Source organism: Kribbella sp. NPDC055071 (genome assembly GCF_053608045.1).
On sequence record NZ_JBSGUS010000011.1, the window covers coordinates 45657 to 67189 of the forward strand.

The 21533-nt window shown below is 68.1% G+C and carries 23 protein-coding genes; 11 read left to right on the forward strand and 12 right to left on the reverse strand.

Features of this window, described 5'->3' with window-relative positions:
* The first annotated feature begins 68 nt into the window (after window positions 1-68).
* From ACWF4Z_RS19330 to ACWF4Z_RS19340, 3 genes are read left to right on the forward strand one after another with little or no spacing between them, the layout of a single operon-like run.
* A complete protein-coding gene (locus ACWF4Z_RS19330; RefSeq protein WP_452244449.1) occupies window positions 69-383 on the forward strand; it encodes an ArsR/SmtB family transcription factor in 315 nt (104 codons plus the stop codon).
* Entirely contained in the window at window positions 380-856 is a 477-nt protein-coding gene (locus tag ACWF4Z_RS19335) for an SRPBCC family protein (protein ID WP_452244450.1), read from the forward strand. Before ACWF4Z_RS19330 ends, ACWF4Z_RS19335 begins: the two co-directional genes overlap by 4 nt.
* Window positions 853-1596: an SDR family NAD(P)-dependent oxidoreductase gene (locus tag ACWF4Z_RS19340; protein WP_452244451.1), complete on the forward strand. Its 744-nt coding sequence runs from the start codon at window positions 853-855 to the stop codon at window positions 1594-1596. The genes ACWF4Z_RS19335 and ACWF4Z_RS19340 overlap by 4 nt, the downstream gene beginning before the upstream one ends.
* 1 nt (window position 1597) lies before the next feature.
* Here the strand turns inward: ACWF4Z_RS19340 and ACWF4Z_RS19345 are convergent, their stop codons facing one another.
* From ACWF4Z_RS19345 to ACWF4Z_RS19355, 3 genes are read right to left on the reverse strand one after another with little or no spacing between them, the layout of a single operon-like run.
* Window positions 1598-2752: an NAD(P)/FAD-dependent oxidoreductase gene (locus ACWF4Z_RS19345; RefSeq protein ID WP_452244452.1), complete on the reverse strand. Its 1155-nt coding sequence runs from the start codon at window positions 2750-2752 to the stop codon at window positions 1598-1600.
* Entirely contained in the window at window positions 2749-4290 is a 1542-nt protein-coding gene (locus ACWF4Z_RS19350; RefSeq protein WP_452244453.1) for an aldehyde dehydrogenase family protein, read from the reverse strand. The genes ACWF4Z_RS19345 and ACWF4Z_RS19350 overlap by 4 nt, the downstream gene beginning before the upstream one ends.
* A 21-nt stretch (window positions 4291-4311) precedes the next feature.
* Complete coding sequence (locus ACWF4Z_RS19355) at window positions 4312-4902, reverse strand: hypothetical protein (RefSeq protein ID WP_452244454.1); 591 nt, start codon at window positions 4900-4902, stop codon at window positions 4312-4314.
* A gap of 88 nt (window positions 4903-4990) precedes the next feature.
* Between ACWF4Z_RS19355 and ACWF4Z_RS19360 the strand changes: the two genes are divergently transcribed.
* Window positions 4991-5479: a DnaJ family domain-containing protein gene (locus ACWF4Z_RS19360; protein ID WP_452244455.1), complete on the forward strand. Its 489-nt coding sequence runs from the start codon at window positions 4991-4993 to the stop codon at window positions 5477-5479.
* Here ACWF4Z_RS19360 and ACWF4Z_RS19365 read toward each other — a convergent pair.
* A complete protein-coding gene (locus ACWF4Z_RS19365; protein ID WP_452244456.1) occupies window positions 5472-7574 on the reverse strand; it encodes a thiamine pyrophosphate-dependent enzyme in 2103 nt (700 codons plus the stop codon). The two genes, ACWF4Z_RS19360 and ACWF4Z_RS19365, sit on opposite strands and share 8 nt — an antisense overlap.
* A gap of 251 nt (window positions 7575-7825) precedes the next feature.
* Between ACWF4Z_RS19365 and ACWF4Z_RS19370 the strand changes: the two genes are divergently transcribed.
* The gene (locus tag ACWF4Z_RS19370; RefSeq protein WP_452244457.1) at window positions 7826-8473 is read left to right on the forward strand and encodes a hypothetical protein; all 648 of its coding nucleotides are present in this window, start codon (window positions 7826-7828) and stop codon (window positions 8471-8473) included.
* A 4-nt stretch (window positions 8474-8477) separates the two neighbouring features.
* Here ACWF4Z_RS19370 and ku read toward each other — a convergent pair whose 3' ends face one another.
* From ku to ACWF4Z_RS19385, 3 genes are read right to left on the reverse strand one after another with little or no spacing between them, the layout of a single operon-like run.
* Complete coding sequence (ku, locus tag ACWF4Z_RS19375; protein ID WP_452244458.1) at window positions 8478-9347, reverse strand: non-homologous end joining protein Ku; 870 nt, start codon at window positions 9345-9347, stop codon at window positions 8478-8480.
* A 56-nt stretch (window positions 9348-9403) separates the two neighbouring features.
* Window positions 9404-10282 carry a hypothetical protein gene (locus ACWF4Z_RS19380; protein ID WP_452244459.1) on the reverse strand — a complete coding sequence of 293 codons (879 nt, stop codon included), beginning with the start codon at window positions 10280-10282 and terminating at the stop codon, window positions 9404-9406.
* A 9-nt stretch (window positions 10283-10291) separates the two neighbouring features.
* Complete coding sequence (locus ACWF4Z_RS19385) at window positions 10292-11074, reverse strand: sigma-70 family RNA polymerase sigma factor (protein ID WP_452244460.1); 783 nt, start codon at window positions 11072-11074, stop codon at window positions 10292-10294.
* 183 nt (window positions 11075-11257) lie between these two features.
* On the opposite strand from ACWF4Z_RS19385, the gene ACWF4Z_RS19390 reads away from it, so the two are divergent.
* Together ACWF4Z_RS19390 and ACWF4Z_RS19395 are read left to right on the forward strand one after the other, a co-directional pair.
* A complete protein-coding gene (locus tag ACWF4Z_RS19390; RefSeq protein ID WP_452244461.1) occupies window positions 11258-11971 on the forward strand; it encodes an NIPSNAP family protein in 714 nt (237 codons plus the stop codon).
* 149 nt (window positions 11972-12120) lie between these two features.
* Window positions 12121-13059 (forward strand): serine protein kinase RIO, encoded by a 939-nt coding sequence (locus ACWF4Z_RS19395; RefSeq protein WP_452244462.1) that lies wholly within the window; start codon window positions 12121-12123, stop codon window positions 13057-13059.
* Between the two features lie 49 nt (window positions 13060-13108).
* Here ACWF4Z_RS19395 and ACWF4Z_RS19400 read toward each other — a convergent pair whose 3' ends face one another.
* Window positions 13109-14764: an FAD-binding dehydrogenase gene (locus ACWF4Z_RS19400; RefSeq protein WP_452244463.1), complete on the reverse strand. Its 1656-nt coding sequence runs from the start codon at window positions 14762-14764 to the stop codon at window positions 13109-13111.
* 201 nt (window positions 14765-14965) lie between these two features.
* Between ACWF4Z_RS19400 and ACWF4Z_RS19405 the strand changes: the two genes are divergently transcribed.
* Complete coding sequence (locus ACWF4Z_RS19405) at window positions 14966-15382, forward strand: hypothetical protein (RefSeq protein WP_452244464.1); 417 nt, start codon at window positions 14966-14968, stop codon at window positions 15380-15382.
* A gap of 66 nt (window positions 15383-15448) precedes the next feature.
* Here the strand turns inward: ACWF4Z_RS19405 and ACWF4Z_RS19410 are convergent, their stop codons facing one another.
* Window positions 15449-16078, reverse strand: coding sequence for a TetR/AcrR family transcriptional regulator (locus ACWF4Z_RS19410; protein ID WP_452244465.1), 630 nt, complete (start codon window positions 16076-16078; stop codon window positions 15449-15451).
* Window positions 16079-16194: 116 nt separating this feature from the next.
* On the opposite strand from ACWF4Z_RS19410, the gene ACWF4Z_RS19415 reads away from it, so the two are divergent.
* Window positions 16195-17343 (forward strand): phosphatidylinositol-specific phospholipase C1-like protein, encoded by a 1149-nt coding sequence (locus tag ACWF4Z_RS19415; RefSeq protein WP_452244466.1) that lies wholly within the window; start codon window positions 16195-16197, stop codon window positions 17341-17343.
* Between the two features lie 7 nt (window positions 17344-17350).
* Entirely contained in the window at window positions 17351-17800 is a 450-nt protein-coding gene (locus ACWF4Z_RS19420) for an OsmC family protein (RefSeq protein ID WP_452244467.1), read from the forward strand.
* Window positions 17801-18180: 380 nt separating this feature from the next.
* Here ACWF4Z_RS19420 and ACWF4Z_RS19425 read toward each other — a convergent pair whose 3' ends face one another.
* Window positions 18181-18321 carry a hypothetical protein gene (locus ACWF4Z_RS19425; RefSeq protein ID WP_452244468.1) on the reverse strand — a complete coding sequence of 47 codons (141 nt, stop codon included), beginning with the start codon at window positions 18319-18321 and terminating at the stop codon, window positions 18181-18183.
* A gap of 71 nt (window positions 18322-18392) precedes the next feature.
* Window positions 18393-19547 (reverse strand): FUSC family protein, encoded by a 1155-nt coding sequence (locus tag ACWF4Z_RS19430; RefSeq protein WP_452244469.1) that lies wholly within the window; start codon window positions 19545-19547, stop codon window positions 18393-18395.
* A 67-nt stretch (window positions 19548-19614) separates the two neighbouring features.
* Here ACWF4Z_RS19430 and ACWF4Z_RS19435 point away from each other — a divergent pair, with 67 nt between their 5' ends.
* A complete protein-coding gene (locus tag ACWF4Z_RS19435; protein ID WP_452244470.1) occupies window positions 19615-20118 on the forward strand; it encodes a DUF5709 domain-containing protein in 504 nt (167 codons plus the stop codon).
* On the opposite strand, the gene ACWF4Z_RS19440 is transcribed toward ACWF4Z_RS19435, so the two are convergent.
* On the reverse strand, window positions 20099-21430 hold the full coding sequence (locus ACWF4Z_RS19440; RefSeq protein WP_452244471.1) for a cytochrome P450: 1332 nt from the start codon (window positions 21428-21430) through the stop codon (window positions 20099-20101). The genes ACWF4Z_RS19435 and ACWF4Z_RS19440 overlap by 20 nt on opposite strands.
* Between the last annotated feature and the right edge of the window lie 103 nt (window positions 21431-21533).

The window sequence follows — 21533 nt, forward strand, 5'->3', positions numbered from 1 at the left end:
GACATCAGGGCGGTTCTGTCCGCATTCTTAACCACATGGTTTCAAAACCAATCGGTTATGAAGATGGCTTGAACGGTGTCTTCGCCGCGCTGGCGGATCCGACCCGGCGGTCGATCCTGACCGAGTTGCGGCGCGGCGACGCGACCGTGGCCGAGCTGGCGGCGCCGTTCAGCATGTCGCAGCCGGCCGTGTCCAAGCATCTGAAGGTGCTCGAGCAGGCCGGGCTGATCAGCCGGACCCGGCAGGCGACCGCGCGGCTGAGTCATCTCGAGGCCAGGCCGTTGCGGGAGGCGGTCGGCTGGTTGATGGACTACCGCGCGTACTGGACCGCGAGCTTCGACCGCCTCGACGCCTTGCTCGACGACCTGCAGGACAAGTCATGAAGATCATCGCGGAGCCCGGCGTGCCGCAGGTCATCGTGATCCGGGAGTTCAACGCTCCCCGCGCACTCCTGTTCCGCGCGTACACCGAGCCGGAGCTGATGGCGCGCTGGCTCGGTCCCGCCGAGCTCGACCTGGTCGTGAACCAGCTCGACCCGAGGCATGGCGGCCGCTGGCGCTGGACGCAGTACGACGCCGACGGCAAGGGCTACGTGTTCCATGGGCTCTTCCACGGGACGCCGACACCGGAGCGGATCGTGCAGACGTACGAGTTCGACCAGGCGCCCGGGACCGTCTACCTGAACCTGATCACCTTCGACGAGGTCGACGGCGTCACGACGCTGCGGCAGACCACGGTGTTCTTCGCCGTCGAGGATCGCGACCTGTACGTCGCCGGCGGCATGGACCGCGGAATCGTCGAGTCGATGCAGAACCTCGACGACCTCGTCACCGAACTGGCCGAGGAGGCCCAATGATGCTCGAGAACAAGACTGCGATCGTGTATGGCGCGGGCGGTCCTATCGGCGGCGCGGTTGCCAAGGCTTTCGCGTCCGCGGGTGCGACCGTGCACCTGGCCGGGAGAACCGCTGCGAAGCTCGACCGGCTCGCGGACGAGATCCGAGCCGCCGGCGGCACCGCCGAGACAGCCGTCGTCGACGCGCTCGACGAGAAGTCGGTGGACGAGCATGCCGACTCGGTCGGCAGCATCGACATCTCGTTCAACCTGATCGGCTACCGGCAGTTCTTCGGGACGCCGCTGGTCGAGATGAGCCTGGCGGACTTCGAGGCGCCGATCGCCGCGATGGTCCGGAGCTACTACCTGACCTCGCGGGCAGCCGCCCGGCACATGATCAAGCAGGGTTCCGGGGTGATCCTGACCTTCGGTGGGGACGGCCCACCCCAGGCCAACCTCGGTGGTTTCCAGGTCGGCTTCGGTGCCGTCGAGGCGTTGCGTCGCGCCTTCGCCGCGGAGCTCGGGCAGTACGGCGTTCGCGTACTCACCCTGCAGACCGGCGGGATCCCGGAGGCCGTTCCGGCGGACTTCCCGGCGCAGGCGGCCAAGGCGATCGCCGAGGACACCGCGGGTCGCACGATGCTGAAGCGGGCCGCGACCCTGTCCGACGTCGGCGCGGTTGCGGTCTTCGCGGCCTCCGATCAGGCCCGAGCCCTCACCGGCACCGCGCTCAACCTCACCGCCGGCGCTGTCGTCAGCTGACTCACACCACGTTCCACTCGGCGCGACGGCCGTCGGTCGCGAACCGGCCGGCGTCGAGTGGGGTGATGTCGACGAAGGGTTCGCGGTCGAGGTAGAGGTCGCGAATGATCTCGCCGACGGCAGGACCTTGCAGGAAGCCGTGGCCGGAAAAGCCGGTGGCATAAAGGAATCTGGACACACTCTCGGACTCGCCGATCAAGGCGTTGTGGTCTGGTGTCACCTCGTAGAGACCGGCCCAGCCGCTGGTGAGGCCGACGTCGAGCAACGACGGCGCCCGCCTGGACATCGCGGCAGTGAGCCCGGGGAGCCACGCGTCGGTTCGATTGAGGTGGAAGCCGGGCTGCTCGTCCGGATCCGACATCCCGACCAACAGGCCGGGGCCTTCATTGTGGAAGTAGAACGTACTGCTGAAGTCGATCGTCATCGGCATCGTCCGCGGCAGGCCGGGAATCGCCTCGGTGACGACGATCTGTCGTCGCAGCGGCGTGACCGGCAGGTCGATCCCGACGTGCTCGGCGAGGACGGCCGACCACGCCCCGGCCGCACAGATCACGGTGTTGGTCCGGACGTCGCCGAGGCTGGTCCGGACCGTGGTGAGGTGGTTGCCGACGGCATCAAGGCCGACAACCTCGCAGTTCGTGACGAGCTGTGCGCCGAGTCGGCGGGCCGCGGACGCATACCCCAGTACGACGGACTCCGGCGTACAGTGCCCGTCCGCAGGGGAGAAACACGCGCCGACCAGTCCGTCCGGTGCGAGGATCGGTGCGAGCTCGATGGCTTCGTCGACGCTGATCATCCGGGTGGGTTGGTTAGCCGCGTTCTGCAGGCGCGTGCTCTCGCGGAACAGCTCGAGCTGGTCGGCCGTCTCGAGCAGGAACAGGTAGCCGACGCGATGCAGGTCGATCTCTTGGCCGGGTCGCTCGCCGAAACGGGCGAAGGCTTCCAGACTGCGGGCGCCGAGCGCGATGTTCAGTTCGTCGGAGAAGTTGGCGCGGACGCCGCCCGCGGCCTTACAGGTCGAGCCGGAGCCGAGGTCGTTCATTTCCAGTAGGAGGACGTCCTCGACACCGGCCTCGGCGAGGTGGAAGGCGATGCTCGTGCCCATCACCCCGCCGCCGACGATCACGACCTCGGCGGCGTCCGGCAGCGAGGTCACGGCAGCTCGAACGACAGGTCGGCCGCCACCGTCTCCGTATCCATCTGGGCCTTCTGGAGCTTGCCGGAGTAGTCCCAGTTCATCGATTGCCACCGGGTGAACTGATCCAGCACCCAGACGCCGCTCTGCCGGGAGCCGTTGCCGGACTTACCGTTCCCGCCGAACGGCAGGTGGGCCTCGGCGCCCGAGGTCGAGTTGTTCACACTCACCATCCCGGCCGAGATGCCCTGCGCGAACCGGAACGCCTTGTTCGGGTCGGTCGTGTAGATCGAGCTGGACAGGCCGTACCCAGGCTCGTTGCCCAAGGCAATCGCTTCGTCGAGGGTGTCGTACGTCGCGACCCCGACGATCGGCCCGAACGTCTCGTGCAGGAACAGGTCGTCGCCCGACGTCACGCCGGCCACGATCACCGGGTGGTAGAACAACCCGGCCGCCGGGTCGCCGACGAATCCGGCCCGCGGGTTCTCCGCGGTGATCCGACCGGTCCGGCCGATCACCCGGTGGTGCGTCCCGATCCAGCCCAGGGTCTGCTCGAACCCGACCGCGAACTTCTCGTCCAGCAGCGGACCGAGAACGACGTCCTGGGTCGGATCACCCATCGCCGCGGCCTCGACCGCCTTCCCGAACCGGCTCAGGAACTCGTCGTGCACCGACCGATGGACGATCGCCGTACCGAGGGAGGTGCAGCGCTGTCCCGCCGTACCGAAGCCGGAGAAGAGGGCGCCTTCGACGGCCAGGTCGAGGTCGGCGTCCTCGGTGATCACCATCGGGTTCTTGCCGCCGAGCTCGAGGCATGGCGTCTGCAGGTGGCGCCCACACAGCTCGCCGATCCGGGTGCCGACCGCGCTCGACCCGGTGAAGCCGACCTTGTGGATCAGCCCGGCCGCCAGGGCCTGCTCGAGTCCGGTGAACGTCGACGGGCCGTCGGCGTACACGACGTTGAAGACACCAGCCGGTACGCCGGAGTGCGCGAAGATCTCGTAGAACGCCTGGGAGACAACCGCGGAGTACTCGGCGGGCTTCCAGACGACCGTATTGCCGCAGAGCAGTGCGGGCACGATGTACCAGGACGGCACGGCGACGGGGAAGTTGCCGGCCGTGATCACCGCGACCGTGCCGACCGGCCGGCGGAACGTGAACAACTGCTTGTCGGGCATCTCGGACGGAACCGTCTGCCCGTACAGCCGACGGCCCTCGCCGACGAAGAAGTCGCAGGTGTCGATGATCTCCTGCACCTCGCCGCGGGCCTCCGCGATCGGCTTCCCGATCTCGCGGGTGACGAGGGCGGCGAGCCGCTCCTTGTTGGCGGTCATCAGCCGGCCGACGTTCGCGATCACCTGCCCGCGCTGCGGTGCCGGGGTCGCCGCCCAGGCGGTCTGGGCCGCTCGCGCCGCTTCGGCGGCCCGGACGAACACCTCGGGACCTGCGGTGCCGACCGTCCCCACGACATCGCTGAGCTGAGCCGGGTTGGTCGACCGAGTCCGCGACACCGCCTCGGCCACTCGCTCGCCACCGACAACGGACAGCACCTCAACCATGCGGCCAACCTCTCCTACGTCCTAGTCGTGAGGATCCACCCTAAGCGGGACCTTCTGGTCGGGGTAGAGATCCGGGATCGGGATGGGCATGCGCCACAGGTGCGAGTCGGGGTGGATCATGCCGTGGCGGACGGCGACGTACCGGAGCAGGCGGAGCGGGCCGGCGATCAGGACGAAGGCGAGCGGGAGCTCGATCACCGCGGCGGTGAGGATGGCCTGGGTGAGGTCGCGGCCGGGCTGGCTCGTCATCACGTCGAACCAGGCGTCGCAGATCAGCAGTACGCCGGAGGCGAACGCGGTCGGGAACACGAACTGCTTGCGCTTCCAGCCGGCGAGCGCGGTCAGCCCGAGCATCGTCAGCAGCAGGATGTCGAACCCGACCCAGGTCGCGACCCAGTTCCGCGCGACGTAGTGGCCGGGCAGCGTGATCGCGAGGTAGACGGTCCACGGGATCAGGGCCAGCACGCAGATCGCCATGAAGATGGTCCGCCACTTGCGGAGCCGGTCCATGGTCTGTCGGGACGGCAGCCCGGGATGCGGCGTCAGCCGCAGGACCAGGTCCCGTCGTTGCGCCGGTGTCATGGCCGCGATCTCTTCGTCGGTGAGGGGCACCCACCCAGTATGTCTTGTGATTGCATTCACAAGCCGGTAAACTCGGCCGCGAAGCAACTGTCGATGAGGACAGATGAGGTGGGTATCCATGACCAGACGCAGACCGCCCGGCATGAGCACCGACCAATGGGTCGAGGCGCAGCTCCAGCGGGCCCAGAACGCGGGCGAGTTCGACAATCTGGCCGGCGCGGGCAAACCACTCAAGCTTGCCGATCAGCACGATCCCGACTGGTGGGTCAAGGACTTCATCCGGCGCGAAGACATCGAGACCGAGGCTCTGCTGCCGCCCGCAGTCCTGCTGCGCAAGGAGAAGCAGCAGGTCCACGACAAGATCCGTGGCATGCGGCGTGAGTCCGAGGTGCGTGACTACCTCGCCGAGCTGAACCAGCGCATCCGGATCAGCATCCGCGACACGACAGGCCCGGTCGTTCCGGTCGGCATGGTCGACGAGGACGCGATCCTGGCTCGGTGGCGGGTCGAGCGCGACGAGACAGCCGCCGCCCGCCGGGCTGCGGATGCCGCGGATGCCGAGGTCCGTCCGGCCAAGAGGTCGATCTGGCAGCGCATCTTCAGCTGAGCAGCTCGCGGACGGCAGTCTCGATGGTCTCCTCGCTGAGCAGCACGAGCTGCGCGGCCGCGCCCAATGGCACATAGGAATCGTGGCTGGTCACTCGAGCCAGCCGGCCCGTGTACCCGCTGTCGATCAATGCGGCGAGGATGCCTTCGGAGACACCACCGGAACGCCGGGTCTCGTCGACGACCAGGACCCGGCCGGTGGTGGTTGCCTCGCGCAATAAATCATCGATCGGCAGTGGGGCCAGCCAGCGCAGATCGAGGACCCGGATCCCCGGAACCCGAGCCGCCACCCGCAGACTCATCGGTACGCCGTTCCCGAACGTGACGATGGTCAGCTCCGTGCCGTCGCCGTACGTCCGACCGCGTCCGATCGGGACGGTCTCCGTCGGGTACGACGCGAGCCACTGGTCGTCACCGTCGTCGTACAGATCCCGGCGGTGGTAGAGCGCGATCGGCTCGAGGAACACGCTGACCGTGCCCGACGATCGAGCGGCCGCCGCACACGTGTGCAGCATCGCGGCCGCGTCGTCCGGGCGTGCGGGGGACGCGATCACGATGCCCGGGATGTCCCGGAGGACGCCGATCGCGTCGTCGTTGTGGAAATGGCCGCCGAACCCCTTCTGGTAGCCGTATCCGGCGATCCGCAGCACCATCGGGTTCGCGTACTGCTCCTGGGAGAAGAACTTCAGCGACGCCGCCTCGCCGCGGAGCTGGTCCTCGGCGTTGTGCAGGTAGGCCAGATACTGGATCTCCGGCAGCGGCAGCAGGCCCGAGACTCCGGCGCCCAGCGCGAGTCCGAGGATCGACTGCTCGTCGAGCAGGGTGTCGAACACCCGGGCCGCTCCGAACGCTTTCTGCAGCCCGCGGGTCACGCCGTACACACCGCCCTTGCGACTGACGTCCTCGCCGAAGAGCATCGCCTCCGGGTACGACGCGAGCACGTCGTTCAGCGCTTGGTTGATCGACTGGCTCAAGGTCAGCCGGTCGGTCACCTTCGTGCGCCGCGGCAGCGACTCGGTGACGGTGGCGGGGTCGGGGAGACGCAGCGGTGCGGCGACGGCGTCGACCGTCGACAGTTGCGGAAGGCCAGCTACCTCGGCAGCGATCCGTAGCGCCTCGGCACGTTTGTCCTCGTACAGCTCGATGATGTCGTCGGCGTTGAGACCGCTCGCCAGCAGGAGGCGCGCCGTACCGAGGAGTGGGTCGAGGTCCTCGTCCGCGGCGAGTTCGGCAGGAGTCCGGTACGCCGCTTCCACGTCGGAGCCGGCGTGGCCGAGCAGGCGGACGGTGCGGAGTCGCAGGAAGGCGGGCCGCCGGTTGCGTCGTACGAAGGTGGCGGCTTCTGTTGCCATCGACAACGCCGCATCCAGGTCGGTGCCATCGGCATCGAAGTACCGCAGGCCGGGCCGCTGCCCGTAGGCCTGCCGGATCCAGCCGTCCGGCGTGCGCACGCTGATCCCGATCCCGTTGTCCTCGCAGACCAGGAGCAGTGGCATCGGCAGGCCCTGGTACGACGCGTGCAGGGCGGCGTTGATCGCACCGGTCGCGGTCGAGTGGTTCGCGGAGGCATCACCGAAACTGGCCACCACGATCGCGTCCGACGGCCACGGCGACGGCACGCCGAGCTTCGCGGCGCGCGAGATCGAGAACGCGACGCCCATGGCCCGCGGCAGGTGCGACGCGATCGTCGACGTCTGCGGGATGATCGCCAGGTCGTGCCGGCCGAAGACCTTGTGCCGGCCGCCCGCGATCGGCTCGCTCGTCGCGGCCGCGACGCCGAGCAGGATGTCGCGCAGCCCTTCCTTCGAACCGCACTGGTCGGCGCGGGTCAGGTAGAAAGCGCCGGAGCGGTAGTGCAGCAGAGCCGGATCGGTCGGCTGCACGGCCGCGGCGACGGCCGCGTTGCCCTCGTGGCCGGCGGACCCGATCGTGTAGAACCCACTGCCCTGCGACTGCATCCAGCGGGCGGCGAGATCGGCGTGCCGGCTCCCGAGCTGGGCGTCGAACAGGCTCCGGATCAGGTCGGCGGGGTAGTCACCCGGTGTGGGCGCGAGTGCCCGGACGCGGCCGGCGAACTGCTCGTCGACGCTGGTCACCGCGGGGTCTCCAAGGTCCTCATCTCATAAATCATCGGTGATGACTGTCCGGACCACAGCCCCGACCACAGTGTGAGCCTTCGGATTGCGCCCGGATCGCACTGAGCCCTGCCTGATCGGGCGGCGCCTGGTTGAGGCTTGATTGAGTTGGGTGCTCGCTGGGAACGGTGGGGTGGGGGTATTCGTTCAACGGATTACGGCCGTGGTGTGTGTTGGGGCGGGGTGAGGTCTTCGTGGCGACGGTGAGTGAGGTGAGCGCGTCCCCGATCGTCCGGCGGATAGCGCTTGCAGCTGGTCTCGGGGTGGGGACCACTGGGGTGCTGGCCGGGGTCTTGTTGCTGGGTCCGCTGTCCGCGTCGATCCTGCTGGCCGTGGTGTTCGCGCTGATCTGGCCGCTGGCCCTCGTGATTCAGCAGGTTGCGGACGAGCCGCCGTACCGGTCGGCGGCGACGGTGGCCGCGGCTGCCGCGGCTGCGGTGTTGTGCCTGCCGGGGATGGTGCGGCTGCTGACCTGGGGTGCGCTCGGGGTGTCGGCGGCGCTGATCGTGGCCGCGCTGTTCGTGGTGATCGACCTCGTCGTACCGGAGCGACGGCCGCGGATGTCGCGGCAGCAGCGGAAGCTGACGCAGTTGACCGAGGCGCAGCTGGTCGAGGACGAGAAGCTGATCGCATCGCTGCAGTGCCCGCTCAGCATCGAGGAGCTCTGTGGGGTCTGGGCCGAGACCGCGACTCAGCTCGCGCACGGCGCGGGTGCGCGGGACCGGCAGGCGGTCGCCGAGGTGCGCCGCATCTGCCTGGACGAGTTCGAGCGGCGCAACCCCACCGGCTTCCAACGCTGGCTGGACGCCGGCGCCCCGGAGAATCCCCGCATGTACATGCTCTCCGGACCGACCGCGTAGACCGTCAGGCCGCCTTCTTCCGCTTCGCCGCGCTCTTCTTCGCGGGAGCCTTTTTCTTCGTTGTGCGAGAAGTGCGAGAAGTGCCGGACGCGCGGGCCTTGCGGGCCGCCTCCACGCTGGCGCGGAGGGCGGCGACGAGGTCGGTCGGAGTAGTGGCCTCCGGCTCCTCCTCGGTGAAGACGACCTCCTTGCCCTTGTGCTTGGACTTGACCAGCTCCTGCACGCGCTCGGTGTAGGAGTCCTGGTACGACGAGGGCTTCCACTCGCCGCTCATCGCCTCGATCAGATCGGTCGCCATCGTCAGCTGCTTACCGGCGCCCGACTTCTTCGGCAGCGTGCCGAGCTCCTTGCCCGGGTCCCGGATCTCGTCGGCGAAGAACATCGTCTCCAGCACGAGCACCTTGTCGTCGGCCCGGATCGTGGCCAGGTACTCCTTGCCGCGCATCACGAACTTGGCGATCCCGGCCCGGTTGGTCTTGGCCAGCGCGTCCCGCAGGAGCGCGTACGACGAAGCGTTCTCGGCGTCCTTCGGACCCAGGTAGTAGCTCTTCTGGAAGTAGATCGGGTCGATCTCGTCCAGGTCGACGAACGTCGAGATCTCGAGCGAGCGGGACTTGCCCGGTGCGATGTCGTCGAGCTCCTGCTGTTCGACGATCACGTACTCGCCGCTGCCGACGTCGTGGCCCTTGACGATCTTCTCGTACGGGACCTCCCGGCCGGTCCGCTCGTTCACCCGCTTGTACCGGATCCGGTCCGATGTGCCCTGCTGGAACTGGTGGAAGTCCAGCTCGTGCTCCTGGGTCGCGCTGTACAGCCCGACCGGCACCGAGACCAGCCCGAAGGTGATGTATCCGCTCCAGATCGACCGCGCCATCGCCGGCTCCTCTCCGTCGACCGGCCGGTACCCAGGTCGGCGGCGGCGCTACCGCTTCAGAGGCGGTTGAAGCGTTTTCGGGCCTCGCGGCTTTCCTTCTGCGCCTCGCGGGCGGTGCGGCGGGCTTCGTCGAGTTCGCCGCCGAGGCGTCGGACCAGCTCCTGGGCGTCGGCGAGTGCCTCGCGGGCGTTGTCGAGCTGGGTGTCGAGGTCCTCGACCTTCGCCTCGGCAGCCTGAGCCGCGGTGACCGCGTCCTCGAACGCCTTCTTGGCCTTCGCCTTCTCGGCGGCCTCGCGCTCTTCTTCCTCGCGCTCCTCGGCCTCCCGCTGCTTCCGGGCGGCAGCGGATTCCTTGTCTTCCTCGGCCTTCTGTTCAGCCTTCTGGGCCTTCCGGCGATCCAGGGCGGCCTGCCGGCGTTCGTCGGTGAGCGGGGTGACGTTGGAGGGTTCGCCGTTCTCGTCGACGACGCCGAAGCCAACGTGCCGTAGCGCGCTGCTCAACCGACCTTCCCGGACGGCGTCGCCCGCAGCCGGATCGACGAGCGCGGCATCGAGTGTCTCCCGCAGCTTCTGACCGACATCGGCGCTGACCTTCTGCCCCTCGTCCGCTGCCGCGTCGACGGCGGCCTTGGACACCTTGTCCAGGAGCTGATGGCGTCGCGGCGTCAGCTCGCGGAGCCGGTCACCGTCGAGATCGGCGGTCGCCTCGCGGAACTCGTCACCGAGCGCGAGCAGGTCGTCGAGATCGTCCTGCAGCTTCCGCGAGACCAGGTTCGCCACCCAGGCGGCGACGGTCGGCTTGCGCATCGCCTTCAGCCGGGTCGATCCGACCTGGTCGCCGTCCGCCTTCAGCTGCTTCGCAAGCTCGTTGCGGGTAGCGATGAAGTCGGCCGCCGGCGCCGCGTACAGCGCGTCTGCCGCCTCCTCGAAGTCCACACGCCGACGCTACCCCACCGCCAGCTGCCCGCGGAGGTTGTCGAGGATGCCACGCAGCAGGCGGGAGACCTGCATCTGGCTGACGCCGAGCTCGTTGCCGATCTCTTCCTGGGTGAAGCCGTTGCGGAAGCGCAGCTCGAGGATGCGCTTGTCCCGGTCGCCGAGGCTCGCCACTGCCGGGGACAGGGTGTGCACGTTCTCGACCAGGTCATAGCCGTCCTCGGCGTCGGCGACCGACTCGAGCAGGCTGGTGCCACCCTCGACCGAACCGGGCGCGTCCAGCGACAACGCGGTGAAGCAGCCGCGTACGGCGCCTGCCTCGGCGACGTCGGCCGCCTCCGTCCCGATCGCCTCGGCGGTCTCCTCGTTCGTCGGGACGTGCCCGAGGCGCTGGATGAGCTCGGGCTCGGCAGCGGCGATGCTGCCCTGGATCTCCTGGACCCGGCGGGGTGGTCGGACGGTCCACGCGCAGTCGCGGAAGTATCGCTTCAGCTCGCCGCGGATCGTCGGTACGGCGTATGACAGGAACGCCGTGGACGCGTCGATCCGATAACCGTTCGCGGCCTTGACCAGACCGAGGTAGGCGACCTGGTCGAGATCGTCGGAGTCCACGCCCTTGCTGCGGTACCGCGACGCGATCGAGCGGGCCACGGGAGCGTTCAGGATGACGACTTCGTCCAGTAGCTGCTGGTGGCGCGGATCCGGTACGGCATCGGCTTCGAGCAGGAGGTCGTGGGTGGTGTCGGCAATGCGCTGCTTGGAATCATCGGTGCTGACAGCTGCGATCGTCACGGGAGAAACCTCGTCGTGTCGTTGTGCAGGTCGGTGGCTTCACGGGTTGAACCACTACCTCCACCAGATCAAACTCAGCCGCCCGTTGCAAGTCTTCACGGGTTAAATGTGTTTGAACGACCACTCACAGTGATGTCTCAATCCTGTCAGCACCTGTCAGGTATCGCTGGTTCACTCACGGCTATGGACGACTGCTGCGCCGTGGTGGACCTGCGTCAGTACACGCTGCATCCCGGGCAGCGCGACACCTTGATCGACGTCTTCGACGAGCACTTCGTCGAGGGGCAGGAGTCGGCCGGCATGCACATCGTCGGACAGTTCCGCGACCTCGACGACCCGGACCGGTTCGTCTGGATCCGCGGGTTCCCGGATCTCGAGGCCCGGGCCGAGGCGCTGAACGCCTTCTACTACGGTCCTGTCTGGCGTGAGCATGCCGCGACGGCGAACGCGACGATGATCGACTCCGACAACGCGCTCCTGCTCAAGCCGCTGTGGTTGGGCGCCGGGTATCCGTCGCGTGAAGCGCCGCGCACCCCGCCCGCTCCGGCCTCGGTGATCGCCGGCGCCGTCTATCACCGTGGTTCGGTGCATGACGGCTTCGTCGAGTTCTTCGCCGACCACGTCGTGCCGGCGTTGCGGGATTGCGGTGTGGAGCTGGTGGCGGCGTTCGACACGTTGGTTGCCGAGAACAACTTTCCCGCGCTGCCGTTGCGGGATGAGGTCGTGGTGGCGTGGTTCGCCCGGTTCGACGACGACGCTGCGTACGACGACCATCGCCGGCGGCTCGCGGGATCCGAGCGATGGCAGCGGCACGTGCTGCCGGAGCTTGTCTGCCGATCGGTCGCGCCGGCCCAGGAGTTGCGGCTCCGGCCGACCGGTCGATCCCAGCTGCGATAAATAGATTGCGCGGCCCGGGACGGGCGTGCATCCTGGTTCAGCCGGTTAGCGACTAGCGCTGCCTGGACCTAAGGAGGGCTGACGGATGGCCATCACTGTGCTGCGGCATGTCCGCGTCAGTCTCACCTCAGAGTTCAGGAGCACTCCAGATGTCTTCCGACGTCTTTCGTCGTACCGAATCACACTTTTCTGACCACATCACCGACCTCGACTCCCGCTGGGCCGAATTCACCGGCGAAGAGTCGCAACCTGATCCGGCGGATGCCTTCGTCTTTCGTTTTCAGGAAGTCGAAGAGCAGTTAGGTCCGGATCAGCGCTGGTCCACTTGGCTGGACGTCGAGCGCGGCTCTCGCGGCCCGGAACCACGGCCCGCCTGGGTAGTGACGGAACAGGCCGCGATCGATACCGAGCTCGGCGTCCTCAAAACCGGTAAGGAAGCCGACGTCTTCCTGCTCGAACGGGCCGTCGAAGCCATCGGCGACAACCCGGCGCGTTCCTCCCTGCTCGCCGCGAAGCGGTACCGCTCGGAGGAACACCGGTCCTTCCACCGGAGTTCGTCGTACGTCGAAGGCCGGCGGACCCGCAACAGTCGCGACACCCGCGCGATGGCGAAGAAGACCGCGCACGGCCGGAACGTCGCCGCCGGGCACTGGGCCTATGCGGAATGGGACGCGCTGAACCGGCTGTGGAAAGCCGGTGTCCCGGTGCCGTATCCGGTGCAGATCGACGGCACCGAGCTGCTGATGGAGTTCATCGACGACGGCGAGGGCGGGGCCGCGCCACGGCTCGCCCAGGTCCGGCCGTCGAAGGAGCTGCTCGGCCAGTACTTCGAGCAACTCCGCGACGGGATGCGCGAGTTGGCCAGGGCGGGGTTGGCCCACGGTGACCTGTCGCCGTACAACGTGCTGGCCCAAGGGGATCGCATCGTCATGATCGACCTCCCACAGGTGATCGACATCGTCGGCAATCCGAAGGGGATGGACTTCCTCCTCCGCGACTGTCACAACATGGCCACCTGGTTCACCAACCGGGGTCTGGACGTCGACGAACAAGAACTGTTCGCCGACCTCCTGACGATGGTGTTCTGAGCGGTCTTCTGGGTGGTCTTCTGGGCGGTGCTACGCCAAGGCGGTGTCGTTACGACACCGCCTTGGCTGCCGCGCGTCCCGCCGTACGGCCCGTGAAGAGGCAGCCGCCGACGAAGGTGCCTTCCAGCGAGCGGTAACCGTGCACACCGCCGCCACCGAAGCCGGCCACCTCGCCGGCCGCGTAGACGCCGGGAAGCGGCGTGCCGTCGGTGCGGAGGACACGGGAGTCGAGGTCGGTCTGCAGACCGCCGAGAGACTTGCGCGTCAGGATGTTCAGCCGTACGGCGATGAGCGGGCCGGCTTTGGGGTCGAGGATGCGGTGCGGGGGCGCGACCCGGATCAGCTTGTCGCCCCGGTAGTTCCGGGCACCGCGCAACGCGGTGACCTGCAGATCCTTGGTGAAGGTGTTGGCCAGCTCGCGGTCGCGGGCGACGATCTGACGCTCCAGGTCGCCGAGGTTGATCAGGCTCTCGCCGGTCAGGTCGTTCATCGCGCGCACCAGATCGGGCAGGTTGTCGCGGACGATGAAGTCGGCGCCGTTGTCCATGAACGCCCGCACCGGGGCGGTCGCGCCGCCGCGGGCACGGCCGAGCACCGCCTTGATGTCCTTGCCGGTCAGGTCCGGATTCTGCTCCTGGCCGGACAGCGCGAACTCTTTCTCGATGATCTTCTGCGTCAGCACGAACCACGTGTAGTCGTACCCGGTCGTCATGATGTGCTCGAGTGTGCCGAGGGTGTCGAACCCGGGGAACAGCGGTACCGGGAGTCGCTTGCCGGTGGCATCGAACCAGAGCGACGACGGACCGGGCAGGATCCGGATGCCGTGCATCGGCCAGATCGGGTCCCAGTTCTGGATGCCTTCGGTGTAGTGCCACATCCGGTCACGGTTCACGTACCGGCCGCCGGCCTTCTCGGTGATCGCGAGCATCCGGCCGTCGACATGCGCCGGTACGCCGGAGATCATCCGCTTCGGCGGCTCACCCATCCGCCTCGGCCACTGCTGCCGGACGAGATCGTGATTACCGCCGATGCCGCCGGACGTGACGATGACGGCCTGCGCGGTCAGGCTGAAGTCGCCCACTTCGACCCGCGAACTGGCGGCGCCCCGTACGACGTCGCTCGCCTCCAGCACCTTGCCCGCAACGCCGTCGACCACTCCGCCCGTCACCGTCAGCTCGTCGACCCGATGCCGGAACCTGAACTCCACCAGGCCTTTGGCCGCAGCCTCACGGACCCGTCGTTCGAACGGCGCGACCAGCCCCGGCCCGGTTCCCCAGGTGATGTGGAAGCGCGGGACCGAGTTGCCGTGGCCGTCGGCGTTGTACCCACCGCGCTCGGCCCAGCCGACGACCGGGAAGAACCGCACACCCTGGGCATGCAGCCACGGACGCTTCTCGCCGGCGGCGAAATCGACGTACGCCTCGGCCCACTGGCGGGCCCACTTGTCCTCGTCGTCGAGCCGGTCGAACCCGGCTGAGCCGAGCCAGTCCTGCAGCGCGAGGTCGTGCGAGTCCTTGATCCCCATCCGGCGTTGCTCGGGGGAGTCGACGAACATCAGCCCGCCGAACGACCAGAACGCCTGGCCGCCGAGTGACGCCTCGGGTTCCTGGTCGAGCAGCAGCACCTTCCGGCCCGCGTCGGCCAACTCGGCGGTGGCGGCCAACCCGGCCAGTCCCGCCCCGACGACGATCACATCCGCATCCATGCGTGTCCCCTCTCGGTGGCTCCATGTATAGCGCAACCGCACAGCCTGGTGGAGCCGAAAGCTGACACGGAAAATTGTTTGTGCGGACGTGGAACCGACTGGGTGTGAGTGGCGTCTCACCGTTGTGCGGCAAGGGCCGCGCAAGGCAGTTCGACTACGACGACCGCGCTGCTCGCGGGCGGCGCGTCGGGGGTGAGTGCCATGTTGACGATCGTTGTGCTCGGTGGATTCGGCCTGGTGCTGCTGGTTGCGGCATGCATCGGGGCGGACGTGATCGCCGGTCTCCGGCGAAGCGACACCCCATCGAGTGTGGAAGAGAAGACCGCGGGACGAGTGATCCGGGTCAGAGGCCCGGTCCGCGGTCAGCTGGACGGCGGGAGCCCGGCCGAATACACCGAGGTCACCGTCGAGTACTACACCCGCCGGGGTGAGGGACCCTTCGAGGTCTCCCGCAAACTCCCGCTGGGCAGCAGGATCGCGTACGCCAAGAACGACCGGGTGATCGTGAGCTACGACGTCCGGACGCCCCGCCGCGGACGCATCGCGGGCCGGGTCAGCCACTGGCCCCAGCTCGGACCGCGCTCCGCACAGTCCGCCGACCCGGTGCCACAACCCTAAGATTTATTGCGCTACCGCCCCATCACCCCTCGCCAGCGGCGAGGGTTTTCCAGTTACCGCACCTGCCTACTGCGACGGCAGGTGCGGTGCCAGCAGGGCGTAGAGGGCCGGGCGGCCCTGATCCAGCACGTACGCCGCTTCGTCCGCCGGCAGCCGGTCCGCCAGGTGGGCCAAGGCCTCGCCCATCGCGATGCTCAAGGTCACGACCAGCCGGAAGTCGTGGGTGTTGGCCGCACCGAACCGGACACTGAGCAGCTCTGCGAACTCGCCCGCGTGCTGATCGTCGAACTCACCGGGCTTGGTCTCCAGCTCCGGATCGCCCAGTCCACTCAGGACCACCGCGCGGAACCCAGGATCGGTCCGGTGCATCTCCCGGAAGGTGTCCAGCGTCACGTCGACCGCGTCGCGCCAGGTCGCCACCGTCGCCAGCCGCTCGCTGACGGCCTCGGTGTAGCGGGCCTGGTTCCGCCGTTCGATCGCCTGGATCAGGCTGCGCTTGTCCGGAAAGTAGCGGTACACGCTGCCGACCGCGATCTCGGCCCGTTTCGCGATCCCGCTGGTCGAAGCCGCGTCGTACCCACGCTCGACCACCTCGGCGCAGGCCGCGTCCAGGATCCGCTCGACCTGCCGGCTGGCGCGATCCTGGGTCGGCGTCCGGCGCAACGGATACGCCCCCGATGTCACCATGTCGCTCATTGTCCATCCTTGGAGGGGACAACGTTGCCACCTTCCTGTGACAGATTGCCGACAGATCGGCGTCATCACCGCCGACCGACAATCTGGCCGACGGCCAGAGGGAGGGAAGACTTCGTATGCGTTTCAGCAGAACAGTCGTCGCGGGGATCGCGTCCGCGGCCGTCGCAACGTCCGGCCTCGCCGGTACGGCGCTCGCCCGGCACGAGCCTGGAGTCGCCGGCAACAGCCTGCGGCTGAACCAGATGCAGGTGGTCGGCTCGCACAACTCCTACCACCGCGAGCTCAGCCCGAACGAGCAGAAGGTTCAGCAGCAGCAGAACCCGGGCTCGGTCGACCTCTGGTACTCGCACGCGCCGATCACCCAGCAGCTGGAGGACCAGAACGTCCGGTCCCTCGAGCTCGACCTGTTCCCGGACCCGGCGGGTGGGCTGTACACCTACCCGCTGATCCGCAAGCTGACCGGCCAGGGACCGCTGACCGACCCGGCGATGGCCCAGCCCGGGATCAAGGTCATGCACGTCCCGGACTTCGACTACAACACCAACTGCGACACGTTCGTGCTGTGTCTGCAGCAGGTGAAGACGTGGTCCGACCAGCACCCGAACCACGTGCCGATCGCGATCAACCTCGAGCTCAAGCAGTCCGACCCGGCTGTGGTCGCTGCCGGTGGGGTCAAGGCTCCGCCGTGGGACGCGACGAACCTGGACAGCGTGGACACCGAGATCCGGTCGGTCTTCTCGGAGCAGGAGCTGTTGTCGCCGGACGACGTACGCAAGCCTGGTCTGACGCTGGAGCAGTCCGTGCTGACGAAGGGCTGGCCGAAGCTGAGCTCGGTCCGAGGTCAGGTGATGTTCTACTTCGACAACGGTGGTCCTGGTGAGATCCGGGACACCTACACCGCCGGCAAGCCGAACCTGGAAGGCCGGGCGGTCTTCACCCGCGGTCCCGAGGGCGCTCCGGACGCCGCGGTCACCGAGGTGAACGACCCGCGTGGTGCTGGTGAGGCCGAGATCCAGCGGCTGGTCGGCAAGGGTTACTTGGTACGGACGCGGTCCGACGAGCCGATGGCGACGATCCGGGACAAGGACTACACCCGGCTCGGTATCGCGCTGGACAGCGGCGCGCAGTGGGTGACCACGGACTTCCCGGTCGCCGGGATGGCTGCTCGCTACGACAGCGACTTCGTCGCCAAGCTGCCCGGGCACACCCCCGTACGCTTGAACCCCGTCACGGCACCTGCCAAGGCGGCTGTCTCGGAAGGATGAGTTGAGCATGTCGGAGCACGTGGTCGATGTCAGTTGGAGCCGCGGTGAGTACGAGTTCACCTACGACACCTACAACCGCGACCACGAATGGCGCTTCGACGGCGGCATCACCGTCCCCGGCTCGGCGAACCCGAAGTACCTGGGCAATCCCGGCCCGGTCGACCCCGAAGAAGCGTTCGTGGCAGCACTCTCGTCCTGCCACATGCTCACCTTCTTGTCGATCGCGGCCCGGAAACGCCTGGTCGTGGACACCTACGACGACCACGCCGTCGGCCTGATGGCCAAGAACCCCCAGGGCCGCCTGGCCATCACCGAAGTAACCCTCAACCCCACCATCACCTGGTCCGGCGAGGTTCCGTCCGACGAAACCCTCGCTCGCCTGCACCACCTGTCCCACCAAGAATGCTTCATAGCCAACTCGGTAACCACCGAAGTAAAAGTCGCCGGCCTCGAGTAACCAAAAGATAGCGGGGGGCCGGGTGCCTGGCTGAGGTCGCACCCGGATCTCCAGGCCATCACAATCTCCGACCAGCGGCGGACTCACGCCTGACCTCGACCAGAACCACAGATTGTGATGGCCTGGAGATCGCTCACTCAACAATCTTCTGGTGGGCAATGACAAAAACCACCCGCCGGACTGGCCTGAGCCTCGCGCAAGCGGCGTCAGGACAGTCGGCGGGTGGTTTTGGGATGCACCTCTGTGGTGGTGCATCCGGACGGATCCGGCGGCGCTTCGCACTGGGCGCCTCTGCGTTGCGTGCGATCTCCGTGCGGTCTGGCTCGGTGGGCCCGACCGTCCGGCGCGCTGCCTGGATCCGTTCGTCCGGTTCGCGCCAGTTAGTGCTTGGCGGCGGCGTCGCTCCGGTCGTCCGGTGTGGGGGTGGTCGTTTCGACGGCCAGCAGGTCCTCGAGCTCGCGGACCTCTTGGGTGGCCATCGCGGTCATCAGTCGGTGGATCGTCATGCCTGTGAGACGCACCGCGGCACCAGGTATGACGGAGATCCTGACAAACTTTTCGATGTGACCTGGACCACGCCGTAGTCAGGCGGCTACTTCTCGTCCAACCCGTCCAGCCGCAACGGCACCAGCTTGCGTGCTTCGTCGTACGACGTCCCCGTCAGCTCGAGCAGGTCGACGACGGTCGAGCGCATCTGGCCGAGCACGACCACGGCGGACAGGCCGGTCGGCAGCGGCATCTCCGCGGTACGGCGGCCGAGCTCGCCCAGGACGCGGTGAGCCGCGGTTTCGGCCTGCGGCTCGAACAGTGACTCGGCGATCAGCCGAGTACCGTCCGCGAGGCGTTCGAGGAGCATCGGGTACTCGGCCGGCATCTCCTCGTCGCGCCAGACCGAGACCGCGCACCGGCGGACGAGGACGCGGATGTTCCGGATCGCACGGTCGAGCGGGATGACCAGGTCCGCGATCTCCTGCACTCGACCGCGGTGCCGACGCCGGAACGGCGACAGCCGGACCACGGCCACCCCTTCGGCTGCCGCGCTGCGGAGGTCGTCGAGCTGCGATTCGCTGGCGCGGGCCCGGCGCAGGGCGTCCGTGATTGCGTCCTCGTTGCGGGTGCGGAGACCATCAGCGGTCTCGATCAGGATCGCGGCGAGCTCGTTGAGTACGCCGGTGGCTTGTTGCCGGGGGCGCCTGATCGCGGCGGCGGGAGCGATCGTGGCGGCGGCCAGCGCGACCACCCCGCCGAGGACCGCGTCGAGCCAGCGGCTGAAGCCGGCGCCCGGGTTCGGCAGGAGGGTGGTGACGATCGCGGCCTGGACGCCGGCCTGGGTGGTCATCAGCGTGCCGGCGCCGAGCAGGACGGCAACGCTCATCGCCAGAGCGATCACAAAGACGATCTGGATGATGCCGGTGCCGAAGAAGCGGACGAACAGGTCACCGACGCCCACCCCGACCGCGACGCCGACCATCACCTCGGCGACTCGGCGTAACCGCTGGCCGAAGCTGAACCCGAGACACACCATCGCGGCGACCGGCGCGAAGAACGGTTGCTTGTGGCCCACGACGTACCGGGCCAGCACCCAGGCCACGCCGGCGGCGAGCGCGCACTGGGCGATGAAGAAGGCTCGGTTGCGCCAGCGTTCGAGCCTGCGGGCGATCGAGGCGCGCGAACGGCGGGCTGCCCGCGGCGCGATGTCGTCGCGCAGCTCCCGCAGCTGGTCCAACGTCAACCTGACCGGATCCACGCGCCCCATTCTGCGGTACAGGCCCCCCGGCTTGATTCATCCGCGCCCGAAGGGTCAGGGTGTGCACATGAGTGACAACAACCGTGAGGACTACGGCAGCTACAGCGTCGATGACGAGGATCAGCTGCAGGCGGAGGACACCCTGAACGACCGCGGGGTGGACGATCTGCTGGACGAGGGCTACTCGCCGCCGGAGAAGTGGTCCGCGGGCGAAGGCTTCGGTACGACGGCCGACGAGGCGCTGGAGGGGGAGACGCTGGATCAGCGGATCGCCCAGGAGGTTCCGGACGTCGACCCGTACGCCGAGGACGGGGAGGACGTCGGCGGCCCTGAGGTCGGCGTACAGCGCTCCGGGCGCCTGGTCGCGCCGGACGAGGGCGCGCACAGCGACGACGACCAGGAGCTGGTGGCCGAGGACGTCGGCTTCGACGGTGCCGCCGCCTCTGCCGAGGAGGCGGCCGTTCACGTCGTCGACGACGAGGACGACTTCGAGCTCGAGGACGATGACGACGAGGACCGCGAGTCGTACCAGGACGTGGACCTGGGCGACGTCACCGATCCCGAGGAGTAACAGCCACTACCGCACCCTTGCCGGGGACCAGCGTGACGTTCTTGGGTTGGGCCGGCTCCGGTTCGGGGTGCGGGGCGGTGAAGTCGTAGGCGGCGAGGGCGGCGCGGAGGATCTCGGTTCCTTCCATCAGGGAGAAGCCGGCTCCGATGCACCGCCTCGCTCCACCGCCGAACGGGATCCAGGTCCCGGGCGCGGGCGGGTCGTCGGACAGGAAGCGCTGCGGCCGGAACTCCTTCGGCAGCGGGAAGTGCTCACCGTCGCGGTGGACCAACCCGATCGCCGCCATGATCGTCGTACCCCGCGGCAGCCGGTAGCCGGCGATGTCCGCGGTCTCGGTCAGGCGCCGCCCGACCTGGTACACGACCGGGTGCAGGCGCAACGCCTCCTTGACGATCGCCTCGAGTTCGTCGTCGGCGCCGCCGTCCGCGGCCCGCTGACCGAACTCCAGGTCCTCCGGGCTGCGGGCCAGTTCGTGGAACGCCCAGGCCAGCGCTGTCGCCGTCGTCTCGTGACCAGCGAGCAGGAGCGTGACCAGTTGGTCCCGCAGCTCCTCGTCCGTCCAGTTGCCGGCGGCAAGCAAACGGGAGAGTACGTCGGTCCGTCCGCCGAGATTCCCGCGACGCTTGGCGATCTCGTCGTACAGGATCTCGTCGACCTTGCGCTGCGCCTCCAGGAACGAGCGCCACGGGCGGATCTTGAGCAGGGGTGGGTAGAAGCCGCCGAGCATGATCACCGGTGAGACCGACACGATCTTGTCCATCAGCGGGCGGAGCGTGTTCAGCCGGTCGACGTCGGTCACGCCGAAGATGACCTGCAGGATGATCTCGAGGGTGAGGTTCCGCATCCGTTGGTGGACCTTGAACGGCTGCCCGGGGGTCCAGGTCGCGACCTCAGCTTTCGCCAGCTCGTGAACCATTCCGGCGTAGCCGCGCAGTGCCTGTCCGGAGAAGGCCGGCATCAATTGGCGGCGCATCCGGACGTGGTCCTCGTCGTCCAGCAGCAGCAGCGAGTGCGCGCCCATGATCGGCTCGAGCACGGTGTTGCCCTCACCCGCGTGCATCACCGACGGCGGGCTACCGAACACCTCGCGGATGTGCTCCGGCCGGCTCAGCACGACGCAGACCCGGCTTCCCGGGACCAGCCGGATCGTGAACACATCGCCGTACTTGTCCCGCATGCGCGGGAAGAACGTCTTGCGGTGACTCGCGAACAACACGGTCTGAACCAGGGTGGGAAGCCGCGGCCCCGGCGGCAACGTCCGCGCAGTCTGCCGATCGAGCGTCCGCGCCCCGAGCAAAGGTGTCGAAGCCATAACCCCAAGCTACGTCAGCCGGGTAAACACCAAGCATCAACAGCCCCAACCCCGCACCGCCCCCACCGCCCCCGCCATTTGCCTGGTCCACCCACCAAATCGG

Excerpts from the sequence above, each read along its gene's own strand:
- ACWF4Z_RS19360 (WP_452244455.1), top strand. The coding sequence starts at position 4,991 with ATGACCAGACGCAGACCGCCCGGCATGAGCACCGACCAATGGGTCGAG.
- ACWF4Z_RS19440 (WP_452244471.1), bottom strand. The coding sequence starts at position 21,430 with ATGGCTTCGACACCTTTGCTCGGGGCGCGGACGCTCGATCGGCAGACT.
- ACWF4Z_RS19415 (WP_452244466.1), top strand. The coding sequence starts at position 16,195 with ATGCGTTTCAGCAGAACAGTCGTCGCGGGGATCGCGTCCGCGGCCGTC.
- ACWF4Z_RS19395 (WP_452244462.1), top strand. The coding sequence starts at position 12,121 with ATGTCTTCCGACGTCTTTCGTCGTACCGAATCACACTTTTCTGACCAC.
- ku (WP_452244458.1), bottom strand. The coding sequence starts at position 9,347 with ATGGCGCGGTCGATCTGGAGCGGATACATCACCTTCGGGCTGGTCTCG.
- ACWF4Z_RS19340 (WP_452244451.1), top strand. The coding sequence starts at position 853 with ATGATGCTCGAGAACAAGACTGCGATCGTGTATGGCGCGGGCGGTCCT.
- ACWF4Z_RS19420 (WP_452244467.1), top strand. The coding sequence starts at position 17,351 with ATGTCGGAGCACGTGGTCGATGTCAGTTGGAGCCGCGGTGAGTACGAG.
- ACWF4Z_RS19410 (WP_452244465.1), bottom strand. The coding sequence starts at position 16,078 with ATGAGCGACATGGTGACATCGGGGGCGTATCCGTTGCGCCGGACGCCG.
- ACWF4Z_RS19350 (WP_452244453.1), bottom strand. The coding sequence starts at position 4,290 with ATGGTTGAGGTGCTGTCCGTTGTCGGTGGCGAGCGAGTGGCCGAGGCG.
- ACWF4Z_RS19435 (WP_452244470.1), top strand. The coding sequence starts at position 19,615 with ATGAGTGACAACAACCGTGAGGACTACGGCAGCTACAGCGTCGATGAC.
- ACWF4Z_RS19400 (WP_452244463.1), bottom strand. The coding sequence starts at position 14,764 with ATGGATGCGGATGTGATCGTCGTCGGGGCGGGACTGGCCGGGTTGGCC.
- ACWF4Z_RS19390 (WP_452244461.1), top strand. The coding sequence starts at position 11,258 with ATGGACGACTGCTGCGCCGTGGTGGACCTGCGTCAGTACACGCTGCAT.
- ACWF4Z_RS19405 (WP_452244464.1), top strand. The coding sequence starts at position 14,966 with ATGTTGACGATCGTTGTGCTCGGTGGATTCGGCCTGGTGCTGCTGGTT.
- ACWF4Z_RS19335 (WP_452244450.1), top strand. The coding sequence starts at position 380 with ATGAAGATCATCGCGGAGCCCGGCGTGCCGCAGGTCATCGTGATCCGG.